This is a genomic window from Stenotrophomonas sp. CFBP 13718 (genome assembly GCF_014842145.1).
Classification (GTDB): Bacteria; Pseudomonadota; Gammaproteobacteria; order Xanthomonadales; family Xanthomonadaceae; genus Stenotrophomonas.
Genome location: NZ_JACYVC010000001.1, coordinates 635,928 through 654,831, shown reverse-complemented (window position 1 = coordinate 654,831; position 18,904 = coordinate 635,928). Strand labels below are relative to the sequence as shown.

The following is an 18,904-nucleotide window of genomic DNA, read 5'->3' as shown; positions in this document are numbered from 1 at the left end:
GGCGGTCCGCGCGCCGCAGTTCAAGGTGGCGTCGTCGGGTGGGGGCTGCGATGGAGCGCGGATCCAGGGTCTAGGGCTGCATCTGCAGTGGTGCCGCTGCGGTCAGCTTCAACAGCGCTGCCCAGTCCTGGCGGTTGAAGCTGCACTCCTCCTCGCGGCCGGGCGTGCAGGTCGGTGCGATGCCGTCCGGGTCCGCTTCCCGCTTGCCAGGCAGCTCGACGCGGCCGGTGCGGTCCAGCATCAACATGCGCATGGCTACCGTGTTCATCACGTTGCCGCCGATCAGGTACAGCGTCCGGTCGCCGCCCATGTTGGCCGACACCACGACCTCGCAATGCGATTTCCAGTGGCCGACCGAACCATTGCCCAGTGCCTGCACCAGCCCGCTGTAGCTCAGGGTCTGGCTGCGATCACGCAGGAAGCAGAGCATGTCGCCGACTGCCGGTTTCTCGGCTGCCGGATCGGCCAGGCGGTACGGGGCAGACCCGTTGTAAGCGGCGCGAATGTAATCGATGTGGCGAGGCGACGCGTTGAAGCCGGGCACGCCCGCGCGCACCATGACCCACGAGATGAAGGCAGCCGACCACGGGTTGTCGAGCAGGAAGGCGCGGCAATCGCTGTCGGTGTAGCGCGACCCGAGGGGCGCAATGCAGCTGCTGGCACCGGGCTGGGCGCCCATCGCATTCAACGTGCCGCTGTCGCGCCAGTAACCCGCCACGCGCTGCCATGCAATCAGGCCGTTGTCGGCCAGGTGCTCGTTCTCCGCCTCGGTCACCGCCAGGCTGGCGGCGCGGCCCTCGCGGTCGATGAAGGGGCGGAACCATAAGCGATGTTCGTTGCAGGCGGTCTGGCGGATGGCCAGCGCCAACGGACTCTGGCCGAACGGAGGCGGCACATCGCAGGCTTCCGCCGCCGCCACATCGAATGAAACCGCTGACAAGGGCAGCAGACAGGCAAGCAGCAACCGGCGCATGCGGTGCTCCGCAACAAGGGGGGTGGCGCAAGCGTCGCAGCGTGCTCGTGAACGAAGGGTAGAGCGGGCGCTCAGATTGCTCGCGCGCAGCAGACCGGATTTGATTCCGGCCTGCCACACCCGTCAAGCCGGCGGGGGGCCCAGCTTCAACGACAGGTCGACGGCCTGCACGTGCTTGGTCAGACCACCGATGGAAATGCAGTCCACGCCGTCCTCGGCGATGGCCCGCAGGCCGTCCAGTCCGACGCTGCCTGACACCTCCAGCGGAATCCGGCCGGCCGTCAGGCGGACCGCATCGCGACGCAGTGCGGCCGGGAAGTCATCGAGCAGGATCCGCTCGCAGCCTGCCTGCAGGGCCTGCTGCAGCTGGTCCAGGTCTTCCACTTCCACGATCAGCGGCAGCTGCGGCCACATCGCGCGCGCGGCGGCGACCGCAGCGGGCAGCGAGCCGGCGGCGCGGATGTGGTTCTCCTTCAGCATCACCGTGTCGTACAGGCCGATGCGGTGATTGGCTCCGCCTCCGCAACGCACCGCGTATTTCTGCGCCAGGCGCAGGCCGGGGAGGGTCTTGCGGGTGTCGAGGATGCGCGTGGCGGTGCCGGCCACCGCAGCCACATGCCGCGCCGTGATGGTCGCCGTGCCTGACAGGGTCTGCAGGAAGTTCAGCGAGGTACGTTCGGCACTGACCAGGCTGCGGCTGCGACCCTGCAGCAGGGCCAGCACCGTGCCGGCGTGGACCTGCTGTCCTTCATCGACCTTCCAGTCAATGCGTACGTCGGGGTCCAGCGCGCGGTGGGTGGCATCGAACCAGGGCCGGCCGGCGATCACCGCATCCTGCTTGCAGAGCAGGTACGCCGTGTCGGCCTGGTCGGGCAACAGCGCGGCCGTGACATCCCCGCTGCCGAGATCTTCGGCAAGCGCGCGGGCCACGTCGGCGGCGACCAGCGCCGGATCCGGCGCATCAAAGACGCCAGCGCCGGCGGTGCTCATGCGGCGGGGAAGTCGGCGATCTGGTCGGTGGCGATGGCTTCTTCGGCCAGCAGCACCGGGATGCCGTCGTCCAGGCGGAACACCTGCTTGCGGTCGCGGGTGACCAGGGCCTGGCGCAACGGCTGCGCCAGCGGATTGCCGTCGGCCTTGGTGACAGAACCGCTGCCGATGGCGCGGTTGAGGGCGTCGAGCCCCTTGGCATCCAGCAGGGAAAGGGGCTGGCGGGTGTCCGGTGAGACCAGCAGGTCAAGCAGCTTGCGATCCATGGTTCTTCGTCTTGCGTGGAAGATGGCTAGAATACGTCTTTAAGGCAGGTGACGGCCAATGACCCCCAACCACCCCTCGCCGCTCGTCGGCATCGTCATGGGCTCCCGCTCCGATTGGGAAACCATGCAGCACGCGGCCCAGAAGCTTGAAGCACTGGGCGTTCCGTTCGAAGTGAAAGTCGTATCCGCACACCGCACCCCGGACGTGTTGTTCGACTATGCCGAACAGGCCGGTCCGCGCGGTCTGCGCGCGATCATCGCCGGTGCCGGTGGCGCGGCGCACCTGCCGGGCATGATCGCGGCCAAGACTGCGGTGCCGGTGCTGGGCGTGCCGGTGCAGTCCAAGGCCCTCAACGGCATGGATTCACTGCTGTCGATCGTGCAGATGCCGGCCGGTATCCCGGTCGCGACCTTCGCCATCGGCAACGCCGGTGCGTCCAATGCGGCGCTGTTCGCCGCAGCGATGCTGGCCAGCGATCAGCCCGCCATCGGCGAGGCGCTGGATGCCTTCCGCGCACGCCAGACCGAAGATGTCATGGCCCACGATGATCCGCGTCAATGAGTACGAAGACCGTTGGCATCCTGGGCGGCGGCCAGCTGGCCCGCATGATGGTCCTGGCCGGCGCGCCGATGGGCCTGCGCTTCCAGCTGTTCGATCCTGCCGCTGATGCGTGCGGCGGACCGCTGGCACCGTTGACCGTGGCGGCGTTCGACGACCGCGATGCGCTGGCGGCGTTCGCAGCGAAGGTCGATGTGATCACCTTCGATTTCGAGAACGTACCCGCCGACAGTGCGCAGTGGCTGGCCGAACGCGTGCCGGTGTATCCGCCGCCGTCGGCCTTGGCTGTCGCGCAGGACCGCCTCAGTGAGAAGACCCTGTTCCAGCAGTTGGGCATCCCGCTGCCGCCGTTCGCCGATATCCGCAGTCGTGATGAGCTTGCTGCCAGAGCAGCGGAATTCGGCCTGCCGTGCATTTTGAAGACGCGTCGCCTGGGCTATGACGGCAAGGGACAGTTCCGTCTGCGCAGCGAGGCCGATATCGATGCCGCGTGGGACGCGCTGGGCGCACAGGTGGATCGCACGGGATTGATCCTGGAGGGCTTCGTCGCCTTCCAGCGCGAAGTGAGCGTGGTCGCCGTGCGCGCTGTCGATGGCAGCTTCCGCGCTTATCCCGTGACGGGTAACTGGCATGTGGACGGCGTGCTCTCCGCCAGCGTCGCGCCCGCGCAGCTGAGCGCAGCCGAGCACGATGCGGCGATCGGTTATGCGCGCACGCTGGCTGACCATCTGCAGTATGTCGGTGTGTTCGCGCTGGAGCTGTTCTGCCGCGATGGCGAGCTGCTGGCCAACGAGATGGCGCCGCGCGTGCACAACTCCGGCCATTGGACGATTGAAGGCAGCGAGACCTCGCAGTTCGAGAACCACTTGCGCGCCGTGTTGGGCCTGCCGCTGGGCGACACGCGGATGCTGGGCCACGCGTGCATGTTGAACTGGATCGGTGCCATGCCCGACCCGCTGCCGGTGCTGGCGCAGGCCAGTGGTCATTGGCATGACTATGGCAAGCAGGCACGCGACGGGCGCAAGGTGGGCCACGCTACGCTGCGTGACGACGACGCGGGTGCGCTCGCAAGCGCCTTGCAGCAGGTAGGTGAAGCGCTGGGCCGGCAGGCGCAGGTGGAACCTGCCGTGCGCACACTGCGCCGCTGATCGAGGTACTGACGGCCGCTGGCCGTCAGGTCGGGTAGTCAGCGCTGGCCGCTGCGCTCGCCGAGCGTGGCTCGGCGCTATCGGTCGCCGACCTCAGTCGGGCATCTGCTCGCTGGCGAACTCCCAGTTCGCCGCTTTCCACCAGGCCTCCAGGTAGCGCGCGCGATCATTCTGGTAATCCAGGTAATAGGCGTGTTCCCACAGGTTGCACCCCAGCAGTGGGGTGCTGTGGCTGGTCAATGGCGTGCCCGCGTTGCGGGTCACCTGGATCGCCAGGCTGCCATCCGGATGCAGCACCAGCCATGCCCAGCCAGCGCCGAACAGGCCCAGCGCGGCATCATTGAACGCATGGCGCAGACCGGCCACATCGCCAAAACGACGCTTCACCCGGTCGGCCAGCCGCCCTTGCGGGTCGCCACTGCCGCGTGGGCGCAGGCACTGCCACTGGAACTGCAGGTTCCAGGCCTGGGCGGCCGACTCGAACAGCGAACCCTGGCTTTCACGGACGATCCGCTCCAGCGGGGCGTCTTCCCATTCGGTGCCGATGATCCGCTGGTTGACGGCGTCCACGCAGGCGCGCTGGTGCTGCCCGTGCTGCAGGGCAACCGCCCGTTCGGACAGGTGCGGCTGCAGGGCGCCGGGGGAGTAGGGCAGGGGGGTGAGTTCTATGGGCATGCGATCTGCGATGGGAAAGGGGATGCCGGTGGCCGGTTCCATCGGCTTACAATGGTGGCTACTGTGGGAAGTCTAGCCGACCGTCGCGGTCGGATTCGCCCATCCAGGAGGCAGTGTGGTTGTGGCAGTGATGCAACAGATCCAGGCCGAAGTTGATCGGTACCCCCTCGTGCTGTTCATGAAGGGTACCCCGCAATACCCGACGTGCGGGTTCTCCAGCCGCGCCGTGCAGGCCCTGATGGCCGCCGGTGCCGTGTCACTGCGTACCGTCAATGTGCTCGAAGAGCCCGAGATCCGTGCCAACCTGCCGCGCTTCTCCAACCTGCCGACTTTTCCGCAGCTGTTCATGCACGGGGAGCTGATCGGCGGCTGCGACATCGTCATGGAGCTGTTCGAGGCCGGTGAGCTCAAGCGCATCGTCGAAGAAGCCTCGGTTGCATGAGTGCCGCGCCTTCGCCTGCTGCTGACGGCGGGTCGCTCGAGGGCCGGGTGATTCTGGTCGTCGGGGCTGGCGGCGGTCTGGGCAGCACGGCCGCCGTGGCCTGCGCGCGCGCCGGTGCGACGGTGGTGTTGTGCGGGCGCAAGCCGCGTCGCCTGGATAGAGTGTATGCGCAGGTGCAGCAGGCCGGGCCGGAGCCCCTGTTGTATCCGCTGGATCTGGAAGGCGCCAGTCCGGATGACTACGCCGAACTGGCGGCCCGCCTGCACAGTGAGCTGGGTCGCCTGGATGGCATTCTGGTATGCGCAGCAGATTTTCCCGGCCTTACCCCATTTGAACTGGCCGATCCGGCCAGCTTCGCGCGCTCGTTGCACGTCACCCTGACCGCACCGGCGTGGCTGGTGCAGGCCTGCCTGCCTCTTCTGCGTCAGCGCGAGGATGCCGCCGTGGTGTTCTGCGTGGATGATCCCGCGCGGGTGGGGGCAGCCTATTGGGGCGGATATGGCGCCGCCCAGCATGGCCTTAGAGGGCTGATCGCCACCCTGCACGATGAACTCAAGAGTGGCCCGGTAAGAGTGTCCGGCCTGCAGCCCGGGCCGATGCGCACCGCGTTGCGGGCTCGCGCCTGGTCGCTGGACCAGGATGACGCCGCACAGGCCCCGGACGTCGCCGCCGCTGCTGCCGTGCACCTGCTGTCGCCTTCGGCCTTGACGCAGCGCGGTCTTGTCATGGACGTAAACGGGTAAGAAAGGCGGGAATTCGTACGTATCTTCACGGGGAGTGAAGAAAACGTCACGTTTGGGTTGCGTCGACATGCCTTTTGTCGCACTACCGTCACATTCAGATCGTACCGTGTTAATCTATTGTTAACCGTTGCGGCAGCTGCCGTTCACGGTTGGGAACCCCAGATAAATGTCCTTACAGCCTCCCGCAAGGCTGTCTGGATGCGCTTTTTTTCCGCCATCGCCAACTCGCATCGAGGCTACCCTAGATGAACCACCCGCTCCGGATGTCCAAGCTCACCCTTGGCCTCATGGCCGTGCTCGCCGCCGCCCCCGCCTTTGCCCAGAGCACCTCTGCCGGTGTCGGCGGTCAGGTTGTCTCCTCGGCCGGCGCGCCCGTTGCAGGCGCAGAAGTCACCATCACCCACACCGAGTCCGGCACCGTTTCGCGTGCGACGACCGATGCGGCTGGTCGCTACAACGCGCGCGGTCTGCGCGTGGGTGGTCCGTACACGATCTCGATCACCAAGCCCGGTGAAGGCACCAAGACTGAGGATGGCGTCTATCTGGGCGTGAACCAGACCGGCACCATCAACGCCACGCTGGCCGGCGACCTCGCCGCCACTAACCTGGACGCCGTCCAGGTCATGGCCGTGGGCGGTGGCTCGGAAGTCTTCAGCACCACCAAGATGGGCTCGAGCACCAATATCAGTCAGGAACAGATCGAGATGGCGCCGTCGATCGGCGGCAACATCCAGGACCTGATGCGCCTTGACCCGCGCGTGACCTTCATTGACCGCGCCTCGGGTTCGATCTCGGCCGGCGGCCAGAATCCGCGCTTCAACTCGATCAACATCGACGGCGTGTCGGCAAGCGACACCTTCGGCCTGGAAGGCAACAACATGCCGACCCGTCGCCAGCCGGTCGCGATGGAAGCCATCGAAGCCCTGGACATCAACCTGTCCAACTACGACGTCAGCATCGCCGCTGCCGCCGGCGCCACCGTCAATGCGGTGACCAAGTCGGGTACCAACGAAGTGCACGGTTCGGTCTACGGCACTTATCGTGACGGCGACTGGTTCGGCGACAACCCGGAAGGTCAGCCCTTCAAGGGCTTCACCAAGGAAGAGACCTACGGCGTGACCGTCGGTGGTCCGATCGTCAAGGACAAGCTGTTCTTCTTCGCCAACTACGAGAAGTTCAAGCAGGCTGCCCCGGGCGCCGATCTGTCCGGCACCGCGCTGGGCAAAGCGGGCGCAAACTACTCGATGGCCGACGTGACGCGTGCGCAGCAGATCGCGCAGGACGTCTATGGCTTCGACGCCGGTGGCATCGAAAGCAATGCCGATACCGAGCTGGAAGAGTACGCAATCAAGCTCGATTGGAACATCAACGACAACCACCGCGCCAACTTCCGCTACAGCAAGCTGGAGCAGGACAAGCTGCGTATCAACGGCATGAACTCGACGTCCACCGCGTCGTTGAGCTCGTACTGGTACCAGCACGTCAAGACCAACGAAAGCTACGTCGCCCAGCTGTTCAGCGACTGGAGCGATAACTTCTCGACCGAACTGAAGGCCTCGTACCGCGAGTACTCGGCTGTGCGTGAAGTGTCGACCAACGCGCCGAGCATCCGCATCTACTTCCCGCGCAACCTGACCACGCCGGAAGGCGACTCGCTGTACCTGGGTACGGAAGTGAACTCGCAGGACAACATCCTGGAGACCAAGGCGTGGAACTACTACGCTGCCGGTACCCTGACGATGGGCGACCACGACCTGAAGTTCGGTGCGTCGTATGACACCAACGACATCTACAACTACTACGGCGCCAACTCGTGGGGCACCTACACGTTCTACGGCCTGGACAACTTCGCCGCCGGCCGTTGGCAGACCTACAACCTGGCCAAGGAGACCGCGCCGGGTTCGATCGCGGCTGACTACGAGTACAGCAACCTCGCGCTGTTCGTGCAGGACACCTGGTACGTCAACAACAACCTGACCCTGACCATGGGCGTGCGCGCCGATCGTCCGGACACCAGCCCGTCGCCGCAGTTCAACCAGGCCGCCCTGAACACCTTCGGTCTGGACAACAGCAAGGTCTTCGAAAGCAAGTTCCTGATCCAGCCGCGCCTGGGCTTCAACTACACCTTCGACAGCGAGCGTCCGACGCAGCTGCGTGGCGGCGTGGGCCTGTTCCAGGGTGATTCGCCGCAGGTGTGGATCAGCAACAGCTATTCCACCACCGGCTTCAACTACACCTCGTACAACCTGACCGGCGGCTTCAATCCGGCCCTGCCGTTCAGTGCGGACAAGAACAACCAGCCTGTCCCGACCACCCCGGGCTCGGCGCGCCAGAACGTCAACTTCGTCGGCCAGGACTTCAAGCTGCCGTCGATCTACAAGGCCAATCTGGCGTTGGATCACGAGCTGCCGTGGAACGGTCTGGTCGCCTCGGCCGAGCTGCTGGTCACCAAGGTCAAGGATGGCCTGTACTACCAGCATCTGAACCTGGGCAGTGGCAACCTGGTCGGCCCGGATGGCCGCACGCTGTACTACAACCCGGCCCGTGTCGGCCTGCCGTGGAACACCGGCAGCGCCCGCTTCGGCACCGCCGCTGGCTTCGACAACGTGTACCTGATCGACAACACCGACCAGGGCCGTACCTCGCAGTTCACCGTGTCGCTGAGCAAGCCGTGGGCGCCGGACAGCGATTGGTCCTACAGCCTGGCCTACACCTACACCGACGCAGAAGAAGTCGGCAGCCTGACCAGCTCCACCGCGAGCTCGGGCTGGGGTTACCAGTACGCCACCAACGCGAACGAAGAGCTACTGAACACCTCGCGTTACCAGATCCGTGACCGCTTCTCGGGCAGCCTGAACTGGAAGCACAAGTTCTTCGGCGACTACGAAACCAAGGTCGGCCTGGTGTATGAAGGTCGCAGCGGTCGTCCGTTCAGCTATATCTATGCGAACGACGCCAATGGCGACGGCCGCAACGGTAACGACCTGTTCTACGTGCCGAATCGTGGCGACGTGCTGTTCGGCGCGCTCAATGCCAACGGCACGTTCACGCCGGATGCGGCCATGGAGAAGAGCTTCTTCGACTGGCTGGCAGCGAACCCGGACCTGGCCAAGTACGCAGGTGGCTCGGCCCCGGCGAACAAGTTCCGCAGTGGCTGGATCAATACCTTCGACATCCGTATCAGCCAGCAACTGCCGGGCTTCATGAAGGGCCACAAGTCGGAAATCTGGCTTGACGTGCAGAACGTGGGCAATCTGCTGAACAAGGATTGGGGCAACATCTACGACTACGGCTTCTTCGCCAACAGTCGTGTTGCCACCCTGCAGGGCATCTATAACGACAAGTACGTCTACAACTACACCGGCGCTGACAAGCCGAGCGTGGCCAACCAGGACGCCGACGGCTTCGACGCCGGTGTGTCGCAGTGGTCGCTGCAGCTGGGCTTCCGTTACCAGTTCTAAGCGGTAGCGTGTACCTGCTGTAACGGAGAACGGCCGGGGCAATCCGGCCGTTTTCTTTTGTCGGCGGCAGGGCTTGTGGAGCCCTCCGCGCAGGCGTAGCATCAACCCACGTATGCGGTGAAAGCCGCTGCCGCGACCTCCGGGGACGCTGGCGACGCCTATCCAACGGTCGGGTTTCCCGGCCGTTTTGCTTTTTAAGGGGGCAGCGCTAAAGTCGGAAACCTTGAGGAAGCGAAACGTTGGACATGACCACGAAGAGTGAAACGCCGGCACGTACGCTGCCGGTGCAGGACGCGCGGATCTACCCGCGCGGTGGGCTGGATGTGCTGTCGCGCGCCGAAGTGGCGCGCCTGCGCGATGCCTCCATCGGTGGCATGCATGAGCTGTTGCGCCGTTGCGCGCTGGCCGTGCTGACCAGTGGCAGCGCCTCGGACGATCCGCGCGCGGCGCGTGATCTGTACCCGGATTTCGATATCCAGGTGGCGCAGCAGGACCGCGGCGTGCGCATCGACCTGGCCAATGCGCCGGCGATGGCCTTCGTCGATGGCGAGATCATCCGCGGCGTCGCCGAGCTGCTGTTCGCCGTGGTGCGGGACCTGGCGTACATGGCCATCGAGATGGGCCCGGCCTACGCGGCCGAGCTGGAATCATCCGATGGCATCACCAATGCCGTATTCGGGCTGCTGCGCAATGCGCGCATCCTCAATCCGGGCGACCCGAACCTGGTGGTCTGCTGGGGTGGCCATTCGATCGGCCGCGACGAGTACCTGTACACCAAGCAGGTCGGCTATGAGCTGGGCCTGCGTGGCCTGGACATCTGCACCGGCTGCGGCCCGGGCGCGATGAAGGGCCCGATGAAGGGCGCCACCATCGCCCACGCCAAGCAGCGCCGCAGCGTGACGCGTTACATCGGCCTGACCGAGCCGGGCATCATCGCCGCCGAGTCGCCGAATCCGATCGTCAACCATCTGGTGATTATGCCGGATATCGAAAAGCGGCTGGAAGCCTTCGTCCGCATCGGCCACGGCATCATTGTGTTTGCCGGCGGCGTCGGCACGGCCGAAGAGATCCTGTACCTGCTGGGCATCCTGCTGCGTGAGGAAAACAAGGATCTGCCGTTCCCGCTGATCCTGACCGGCCCGGCGATGGCCGCGCCGTATTTCGAGCAGATCGATCGCTTCATCCGCCTGACCCTGGGCGATGCGGCGGCGGAGCGCTACGAAATCATCATCGGCGACCCATCGGCGGTGGCACGGCGCATGTCGGCCGGCATCAAGCAGGTGCGTGAGCACCGCCTGGCACAGAAGGATTCGTTCTTCTTCAACTGGTCCATCGAGATCCCGTGGGACTACCAGCAGCCCTTCGTGCCCACGCACGAGGCGATGGCCGGCCTGGACCTGCACCACGGCCGGGCCCCGCATGCGCTGGCGGCCGACCTGCGGCGCGCGTTCTCCGGCATCGTTGCCGGCAACGTGAAGGAAGACGGCATGCGCCGCATCGAAGAGTTCGGCCCGTTCCAGATCCATGGCGACGCCGACATGATGCAGGCGCTGGACGCGCTGCTGCGAGCGTTCGTCGACCAGCGCCGGATGAAGATCTCCGGTGAGTACAAGCCCTGCTACCAGGTCGTGACCTGAGGGCAGGGTAGGGGGCGGATCCCGTCCGTGATGCGGATGGGTTCCGGCCCTGCGGAGGTTGCCGCTGCGCTCGCCGAGCGTGGCTCGGCGCGACCAGGGGCCCGTGGTGCCGATCTTTTGACGCCCATCGCCCGGAATGACCGTTCGTCCTGCCGCCGCTTGCGCGCGGCAGGCACGGGGCCCATCGTGCAGCCATCACGCTGGGGAGCGTTCCATGTCTTTACGCCGCATCAAGGGCTTCACGCTGCTGGAATTGATGGTCACGATCTCAGTGATGGCGATCATGGCCGCGATTGCTTTCCCGAGCTTTCAATCGACCCTCCGTTCCAACCGCATGGCGACTACGGCCAACGAGCTGATTGCTTCGATGGCGCTGGCCCGCTCCGAGGCGGTGAAGAACACCCGCGGTGCCGGAATCTGCGCGTCCACTGCAGGCGCGTCGTGCAATGGCACGAGCTGGGCCGGTGGCTGGATGGTCTGGGGCGATACCAACCGCAATGGCAGCTTCGATGCCGGCGAGCCGATCCTTCGTTTCTCGGAGGGCCGCCCCACGCTGACGGGCGTGAGTGATCAGGACCTTTCGTTCTCCTTCGATGGCCGCGGCCGCAGCCGTGCCAATGCAGCGAAAGACATCACGCTGAGGCCGCAGGAGTGCGCTGGCCAGCCGGTCCAGCGGCGCCTCACCATCTCGGCTACAGGCCAAGTTCGGCTTCACAAGGAGGCATGCGCATGAGCCCTCGGAATTGCAGTGGCGGACGACGCCAGGCGGGCGGCTTCAGCCTGATCGAGGTCATGATCGCCATCCTGATCCTGGGCTTCGGTCTGCTCGGCTTCGCGCTTCTGCAGACGATGAATGTGCGTTACGTCCAAAGCGCGAACTACCGGACCCAGGCAACCAATCTCAGTTACGAACTGCTCGATCAGATCCGGATCAACCGGGTGGCTGCCGACACGTTCGTCGGCAGTTACACCGCCACCACGACCAACTGCAATCCTCCCACGGGCAAGGACATCAGCAAGGACAGCTTCATGAGTGACTGGAAGTGTCGTCTCGGTAAGGCGCTGGGTGAAAACGCGACAGCGACGGTGGCCAGCAACAACGGGGTCGTAACGGTGAACGTGACCTGGGGTGACGAGCGCTGGAATGAAAGTGCCGCCGATACGACATTTACGGCGAGGACGCGTCTGTGAGCCCTTCATGTACCCGTTCGTTGCCTTCCCGCATGGCAGGCGTGTCGTTGGTCGAGCTGATGATCGCCATGGTCATTGGCCTGGTCGTGATGCTTGCCGTGATCCAGGTATTCGCCGCATCGCGCTCGGCCTACCAGTTGTCCGAAGGCCTGGCCCGCGTGCAGGAGAACAGCCGGTTTGCGATGGATTCCCTTCAGCGCGAGCTGCGCATGGCCGGTCACTTCGGCTGCGTCAACGACCAGGCACACGGCCTGCAGACACCCGCATCACTGAACTCCACCCTGGCCACCACGCACCCGGCGCTGGACTTCAGCAGGTCCATCCAGGGCTATGAAGCCACCGACACCGGTCCTGGCAAAACCCTGACCCTGCCCGCAACGCCCGCGACCGGAGGCACGGCATACAGCCCCGCGTTGCCTACGCAGTACGCGGCGGCATTGACCAACCGGGTCAATGGCAGCGACATCGTCGCCTTGCGCTACCTGATGCCTGAAGGCGTGCCGGTCAGTCTGATCGCGGGTACGCCGGCCAAACCCATCTTCAATTTCGAGGCGTCACGACTCGCGGTGCTGCAGAGCGGCGTCTCCGAGCCCGGTCTTTTCGGGGTGGCTGACTGTCTATCTGCCACCGTCTTCCAGGCCAGTGCCGTCGATAACGGTGGCAGCGTGACGTTCGACACCGCGCCGAACAACACCTCCGTTTTCAGCAGTCTGTACACCACCGGTCAGGCCAGCCTGTATCGCGCGGAGAGCGTTGTTTTCTACGTCGGCTACGATGCCACGTCGAAGCAGGCACAGCTCTACCGGGTGCGCTTCACCGCAAAGCCGGGCGGTGGACTGGCGGCCCAGGCGCCTGAAGCCTTGGTCGAAGGTGTTGAGAACATGCAGTTGCTATACGGACAGGATCGTCAGCTCGACGCAACAGCGCCGACGGGCTTCATTGATCGTCAAGGGACCGCGCTGGACGTCGAAGCGTCACTGACCGACAAGGCTCAGGCGTGGCGACGCGTCGGCGCCGTGCAGCTGGGTCTGCTGGTGTCCAGTCCGGACCCGGCGGCTGCGAAACGGACCACGGGCGACGCCGCTGCTCTGACCTCGCTGGGTGTGACATACACCGCGCCGAATGATGGACGGATGCGTTCGGTCTACCAGACAACCATCGCCTTGCGTAACCGCCTGTACGGCAACTGAGGTTTCCATGCCCGCTTCCCCGTATCGCTTTGGTCCGCCGCCCCGTCAACAGCGCGGTGCCGTGCTGTATGTCGCGCTCATCATGTTGATCCTGTTGGCGCTGATCGGTATTGCCGGCATGCAGGTAACGGGCATGCAGGAGCGCATGTCGGCCAACTACCTGCGCACCAACCAGGCGTTCCAGAACGCGGAGGCCGACGCACGCGGGATGGAACAGAACATCGAAACGAAGATCGCCGGTGGCGAAGTCTTCGTCGCTACCCAGGAAGAGTGCAGCCCGAGCTACGACCCGCTGACCTGGTCAAACGGCGTCACCGCCACCACGTCCAGTTATACCCGTCGGATCGACAAATGCTTTGCGGCCTCCAGTCGCCGCGTGGGTACGCGACAGAGCGAAGAGACCGGCAACATCTATCAGGTCACGGCCCTGGCCAGTGACGACCCGACCAATGCCGCGGCCAGCGCCGTCATCGACACGATCTTCATCCCATGAACAGTGACCGTCGCTTCCCCGGTTTTTCTCCCTCCCGCATTGCCCGCATCGGGCTGGGGCTGGCCTTGCTTGCGGGTATTGCCGCGCTGGTGGTGCCGCTGCGCGCGGCTGTCGGTGACTACGACGTCGCCCAGGAACCGCTGTACAGCAAGCAGACGCAGCCGCCGCTGATGATGATGGTGATGTCGCGCGACGAGCAGCTGTTCAACGCGGCCTACAGCGACTACAGCGATCTCAATGAAGACGGTACGCTGGATACCACGTATCTGGATACCTTCGAGTACGGCGGCTATTTCGATCCGAAGCTCTGCTATGCGCCCAGCGCCACTGGCAACGATGGCGTCTTCAAAGCGACGGGCAACGCGGGTGGCACCAATGGCCATACCTGTTCGGGACGCTGGTCCGGCAACTTCCTGAACTGGATCGCGATGAGCCGCCTGGACGTCATGCGCGGCGTTCTGTACGGCGGCCAGCGGTCAACCGATACGCTGACCAAGACGGTCATCGAGCGGGCACAGATTCCCAATGACCTTCACTCCTGGGTGAAGGTCTACAGCGGATCGGACATCGGCAACTTCGCGCCGCTGACGGGCACGCAGTCCTTCTGCAATGCGACGCTGGGTGCCGGCACCGCGACCAATCCCCCGCTGATGCTGGTGGCGGCGGGCAACTGGTCGGAGTGGGCGTCCACGGCGGGCTACCAGTGCGGCGTGGGCCGCTCGGGCGAAGGGTCATCCGACGTTCCGCGCAGCGCGACGACCTATGCTGTTCGCGTGGAAGTATGCGATTCGAGCGCGAATGCGATCCGTGAGAGCAACTGCCGCAAGTACAACGATGGCAATACTGATCGGTACAAGCCGAGCGGCGTGCTGCAGACGTATGGTGAGAGTGGTCGACTGCGCTTCGGCCTGGTCACCGGTACCTACGTCAATCCACGTGATGGCGGAACCCTGCGTCGCAACATCGGCAAGATCGCCGGAAACGCGAGCACGTTCTGCGCAGCTGGCGATGAAATCGATCTGTCGACCGGTCAGTTCTGCTACCTCAAGGCCGGTGCGACGGCGGCGGCAGAGGGGGTGATCAACACGATCTCCACCTTCAAGATCAACCAGTGGAATGGCAGCAGCAACTGGAACGACTGCAACACCTACGGCATCCTGAATCGACAGGACCAGAACGGCAACGGCAACTTGACCGATCCAGGCACCGGGGGCCAGAAGTGCAGTGCCTGGGGTAACCCGTTGGCTGAGATGTACGCCGAGGCGTTACGTTACGTTACCGCAGGTACGCCGTTGTACGGCGATCTCGGTGATCTGGCTGGGCTGCCGACCGGCGTGAAATGGGCCGATCCCTACCGTCAGCCGGCAAGCGGCGGCAACTCGTATTGCGCGACCTGCAACATCCTGGTGATGTCTTCGGGCCTGCCGTCGTTCGACAGTGACAATATCGGCTCCGTCGCCAACCTCGCTGCGGCAACGGCGGCCACCGATGCGGTCGGCACGGCAGAGGGCGTTGTCGGCAAGTCCTTCATGGCCGGCCGCAATACGGCGACGCCGCGCTACGCATCGCTGAACACCCACGAGGATATCTGCCAGGGCCGAACGGTCGGCAAGCTCAGCGACATGCGCGGCATCTGCCCGGACATCCCCTCGATGGAGGGCAGCTACATGCTGGCCGGGCTGGCGAAGGCGGCGGCCGAGACGGATCTGCGCCCCGGGGTGCAGAACAAGCCAGCGGGCTACAAGGTGACCGCGACCACCTATACGGTGGCCATGGCCGAGAACCTGCCCAAGTTCGAGATCAATGTTGGCGGCGGCAAGATCGGCATTTCGCCTCTGTGCCAAGCCAACAACGGCGGCAATGCGACGGCAGCCTCCAATGGCTGGCGCAGCTGCTTCCTCGGCGCGGTCGGAATCGGCACCAAGGTGTCCACGACGTCGCAGGCGAACGTGTACGGGCGACCCTACAAGGCTGACGGCACTGCGGGCAGCTTCTCGCTGGTGTGGGAGGATTCTCTCTGGGGCAATGACCACGACAACGACGTCGTGGCGATGCTGAGCTACTGCGTTGGCGCCAGCTGCGGTGAGGCAACCGGCCACAACAACATCTGCTGGCGTGCAGACTCGCGTGCAGCAAAGAGCTACAGCGCGGCCAACACCAATACGGCGGTCTGCAACGGAGACAACAACAACGTCGGCAGTACAGTGCGCGGCACGGTTGCGGCGGACGAAGTCATGATCCGCATCGAGAACCTGTCCGCGTATGCCGGCAACGCGATGCTGTCGGGCTACACCATCACCGGCTCCAATTCGCCCAACACGGTGCAGCGACTCGCGCTGCGCCCGGGCAACCAGAATGACTCGGTGCTGACGTCCAACAATAATTTTCCCAGCACATGGGACAAGCCGGTAGTCATCAAGTACAAGTTGTCTACAGGCGCAGCCGAACAGCTTGAAAGCCCACTGTGGTATGCGGCCAAGTACGGTGTGCCGGCGGGTGGCAAGAAATGGGACAGCAAGAAGGCGGGCGTGCCGGACAACTACTTCCTGGCCCGTAATCCGACCAAGTTGAAGGAGGCGCTCGAAGCGATCTTCGATAGTGCTGCTGCGGGCGATGCGCCTGTTGGCGGAAGCGGCAGCGGTGCCCGTATCACCACGGGATCCTTCACGGTCAGCTCCAACTTCAAGGTGCCGGAAGGCTCAAATGATTGGACCGGCGACGTCGTAGGCACCGCGGTCACGTCCGACGGAACCGATGGTGCGGAGCTGTGGCGCGCGTCCAGCCGAATTTCCGGCTCCACCCGGCGCATCTACATGGCCACGGCGCCGACCAGCACGAGCACGGCGGGCGAGGTCAAGGCGGTCGCTGCGGCAGAGTTCACTTCGACCAATGTCCCCGGTGCTGATCGCCCAGCAAAACTCTCGGCGATGGGCTTCAGCAGTTCGATCCCGAGTTGGTTCGGCTCGCGCAGCGTGGACAACCTGGTCTCGTATCTGCGGGGCACGCCAATCAGTGGCCTGCGGACACGGACATCGCCGCTTGGCGACATCGTCAATTCCTCGACCGAGATCGTGTCCAACCGGGACGATTATGGCTACGCTTCCTGGTCACAGAGCACGACCTCATGGAAGCGAACCATGGGGGCAGCCTACGCGACGTACCTGACCACCAAACGCGGCACGGGTGGCGCTCCGACGATGGTGTATGTCGGTGCGAACGACGGCATGCTGCACGGGTTCAATGCGTCTACGGGCAGTGCTGCGGGTAACGAAGAACTTGCGTTCATCCCATCCGCTTCGCTGCAACACATTGCCGAATTGGCGAACCCGGCCTACGGGCACCGCTATTACGTAGATGGTTCGCTGACATCGGCTGACGTTTACTACGGTAATGCATGGCGCACGGTGCTGGTGGGCAGCACCGGTGGCGGTGGTTCGAGCAAGGCGCCCAATGCGGCGACCATCGGCAATGGGTCGGTATTCGGCCTCAACGTCACCAACCCGACTGGGTTCGATGCGTCCAGTGTGCTGTGGGAAGTCTCCGGCAAGACGGAATCGGACATGGGCTTCGTGCTCGGCAAGCCGGTCGTGGTGCCCGTCACCGCAGCAACATCCGGCGGCCCTCCGCGCTTCGTTGCATTGTTCGGAAACGGGGTCAATTCCACCAGCGGCAGGGCAGTGCTCTTCGCCGTCGATATTGCGACCGGCAAGGTGCTGAAGCGCTTGACCTCGTCAGAGGCGGCTTACACCGGGCGCAATGGATTGATCAACATCGCCCCAGTGGCGTTGAAGAACAGCGATGGCATCACCGACACCGTCTACGGCGGAGACATGCAGGGAAATCTGTGGAAGTACGATCTCTCCGATGCCAACCCTGAGAACTGGAGCATTGCGTTGAGTGGCAAGCCACTGTTCTCGGCGGTGCGCGACAATGCGAAGCAGCCCATCACCGGCGGTATCGAAGTGAGCAGTGGCCCCGGTGGGGGTGTCAGCCTGTTCTTCGGTACCGGCCAGTACTTTGCTGCGGATGACAATCAGGTCAGTTCTGCATCGCCGGTGCAGTCGCTGTATGGCATATGGGATGATCTGAAGACGTCGGTGACGGGACGCAGCCAACTGGTGGCACAGACCATTGGCTCGGCAGCCAATAGCAGCGGTTACGCCGTCCGTACTGTCAGCCGTAACGCAGTGAGCTACACGACGAAACGGGGCTGGTATGTCGATCTGATGGTGGGCACGTCCGTGGAGGGCGAGCGCTTTGTGGGTAATCCCAATATCCAGAACGGCATCGTCTTCTTTACGGCTTATGTGCCCGGTACGTCGATCTGCGGTAGCGGCGGCGGTGTCAATTGGCTTTACGGTCTGAACCTGCTGACCGGCGCAGGGTCCATGTCGGGACTGAGCCCGGATCGCAGCGGAGCTCCGGTGTGTACCGGTGACTGTGGCGGCATCGCACTGACCAAGGGGGGCGATCTGAGCAAGGGGCCGCCGGTACGTGACACCAGTATCTTCGTACCACCGCCACCGGCAGCGCTCACGGGTTGCAAGCCTGGAGATCCGGGCTGCAGCGTGGATGAACGCATCAATCGTGAGAAGTGCACCTTCGTGCTGCGTGCGCCGGGCGCGGACGGTCTTTACATGCCGCGTCCCTGTGGCAGACAGTCATGGCGGCAGATCCGATGAGGACAGTGACGATGCGAAATGGAAACAGACGTTCCCTTGGCAGGCACGCCGTGGGCTTCACCCTGATTGAACTGATGATCGTGGTGGCGGTGATCGCGATCCTGGCGGCAGTTGCTTTTCCGTCCTACAACGACCATGTGCGTAAATCGCGCCGCGCCCAGGCAAAAGCCGACCTGGTGGAGCTGGCGCAGCAGTTGGAGCGCCATCACACCGTGCAGAACACGTACGCGGGACTGACGCTGCCGATTACCCAGTCTCCCCGGGATGGGACCTCGCGTTACACACTGTCTTACAGCGGCAACCCCAGTGCATCGGCCTTCAAGCTGCAGGCTGTACCGGGCACCGGCCAGGACAAGGACAAGTGCGGCACGCTTACGTTGGACCAGGCGGGGCGGAAAACGCCGAACAACGCCACGGTGGAAGGTTGCTGGTAGGCCTTGTTCAGGGGGTTGCA

The 18,904-nt window shown here is 64.4% G+C and carries 16 protein-coding genes; 12 read left to right on the top strand and 4 right to left on the bottom strand.

Going from position 1 to position 18,904, the window contains the following annotated elements; genetic code table 11:
- Positions 1–70 precede the first annotated feature (70 nt).
- From IFT58_RS02975 to IFT58_RS02965, 3 genes are all read right to left on the bottom strand, one after another.
- Positions 71–973, bottom strand: coding sequence for a DUF2272 domain-containing protein (locus IFT58_RS02975; protein ID WP_192080467.1), 903 nt, complete (start codon positions 971–973; stop codon positions 71–73).
- Between the two features lie 123 nt (positions 974–1,096).
- Positions 1,097–1,963 (bottom strand): carboxylating nicotinate-nucleotide diphosphorylase, encoded by an 867-nt coding sequence (gene nadC / locus IFT58_RS02970; RefSeq protein WP_192093836.1) that lies wholly within the window; start codon positions 1,961–1,963, stop codon positions 1,097–1,099.
- Entirely contained in the window at positions 1,960–2,229 is a 270-nt protein-coding gene (locus IFT58_RS02965) for a Trm112 family protein (RefSeq protein WP_188324478.1), read from the bottom strand. The genes nadC and IFT58_RS02965 overlap by 4 nt, the downstream gene beginning before the upstream one ends.
- 58 nt (positions 2,230–2,287) lie before the next feature.
- Between IFT58_RS02965 and purE the strand changes: the two genes are divergently transcribed.
- Together purE and IFT58_RS02955 are read left to right on the top strand one after the other, a co-directional pair.
- Positions 2,288–2,791 (top strand): 5-(carboxyamino)imidazole ribonucleotide mutase, encoded by a 504-nt coding sequence (purE, locus tag IFT58_RS02960; protein ID WP_188324477.1) that lies wholly within the window; start codon positions 2,288–2,290, stop codon positions 2,789–2,791.
- Entirely contained in the window at positions 2,788–3,936 is a 1,149-nt protein-coding gene (locus IFT58_RS02955) for a 5-(carboxyamino)imidazole ribonucleotide synthase (protein WP_192093835.1), read from the top strand. Before purE ends, IFT58_RS02955 begins: the two co-directional genes overlap by 4 nt.
- A gap of 93 nt (positions 3,937–4,029) precedes the next feature.
- On the opposite strand, the gene IFT58_RS02950 is transcribed toward IFT58_RS02955, so the two are convergent.
- Positions 4,030–4,611: a Fe-Mn family superoxide dismutase gene (locus tag IFT58_RS02950; protein ID WP_192080471.1), complete on the bottom strand. Its 582-nt coding sequence runs from the start codon at positions 4,609–4,611 to the stop codon at positions 4,030–4,032.
- A gap of 121 nt (positions 4,612–4,732) precedes the next feature.
- Here IFT58_RS02950 and grxD point away from each other — a divergent pair, with 121 nt between their 5' ends.
- From grxD to IFT58_RS02900, 10 genes are all read left to right on the top strand, one after another.
- Positions 4,733–5,053, top strand: coding sequence for a Grx4 family monothiol glutaredoxin (gene grxD / locus IFT58_RS02945; protein ID WP_188324474.1), 321 nt, complete (start codon positions 4,733–4,735; stop codon positions 5,051–5,053).
- On the top strand, positions 5,050–5,796 hold the full coding sequence (locus IFT58_RS02940; protein ID WP_188324473.1) for an SDR family NAD(P)-dependent oxidoreductase: 747 nt from the start codon (positions 5,050–5,052) through the stop codon (positions 5,794–5,796). Before grxD ends, IFT58_RS02940 begins: the two co-directional genes overlap by 4 nt.
- A 245-nt stretch (positions 5,797–6,041) precedes the next feature.
- Entirely contained in the window at positions 6,042–9,257 is a 3,216-nt protein-coding gene (locus IFT58_RS02935) for a TonB-dependent receptor (protein WP_249405565.1), read from the top strand.
- Positions 9,258–9,502: 245 nt separating this feature from the next.
- Positions 9,503–10,894: a nucleotide 5'-monophosphate nucleosidase PpnN gene (gene ppnN, locus IFT58_RS02930; RefSeq protein ID WP_188324472.1), complete on the top strand. Its 1,392-nt coding sequence runs from the start codon at positions 9,503–9,505 to the stop codon at positions 10,892–10,894.
- Between the two features lie 214 nt (positions 10,895–11,108).
- Complete coding sequence (locus IFT58_RS02925) at positions 11,109–11,627, top strand: Tfp pilus assembly protein FimT/FimU (RefSeq protein WP_188324471.1); 519 nt, start codon at positions 11,109–11,111, stop codon at positions 11,625–11,627.
- Positions 11,624–12,085 (top strand): type IV pilus modification protein PilV, encoded by a 462-nt coding sequence (gene pilV / locus IFT58_RS02920; protein ID WP_188324470.1) that lies wholly within the window; start codon positions 11,624–11,626, stop codon positions 12,083–12,085. The genes IFT58_RS02925 and pilV overlap by 4 nt, the downstream gene beginning before the upstream one ends.
- Before the next feature lie 32 nt (positions 12,086–12,117).
- A complete protein-coding gene (locus IFT58_RS02915) occupies positions 12,118–13,275 on the top strand; it encodes a PilW family protein (protein ID WP_192093922.1) in 1,158 nt (385 codons plus the stop codon).
- A gap of 7 nt (positions 13,276–13,282) precedes the next feature.
- Positions 13,283–13,768: a PilX N-terminal domain-containing pilus assembly protein gene (locus IFT58_RS02910; RefSeq protein ID WP_192080475.1), complete on the top strand. Its 486-nt coding sequence runs from the start codon at positions 13,283–13,285 to the stop codon at positions 13,766–13,768.
- The gene (locus tag IFT58_RS02905; protein WP_197974524.1) at positions 13,765–18,450 is read left to right on the top strand and encodes a PilC/PilY family type IV pilus protein; all 4,686 of its coding nucleotides are present in this window, start codon (positions 13,765–13,767) and stop codon (positions 18,448–18,450) included. The genes IFT58_RS02910 and IFT58_RS02905 overlap by 4 nt, the downstream gene beginning before the upstream one ends.
- A complete protein-coding gene (locus IFT58_RS02900; protein WP_274602793.1) occupies positions 18,447–18,884 on the top strand; it encodes a type IV pilin protein in 438 nt (145 codons plus the stop codon). The genes IFT58_RS02905 and IFT58_RS02900 overlap by 4 nt, the downstream gene beginning before the upstream one ends.
- The last annotated feature ends 20 nt before the right edge of the window (positions 18,885–18,904 follow it).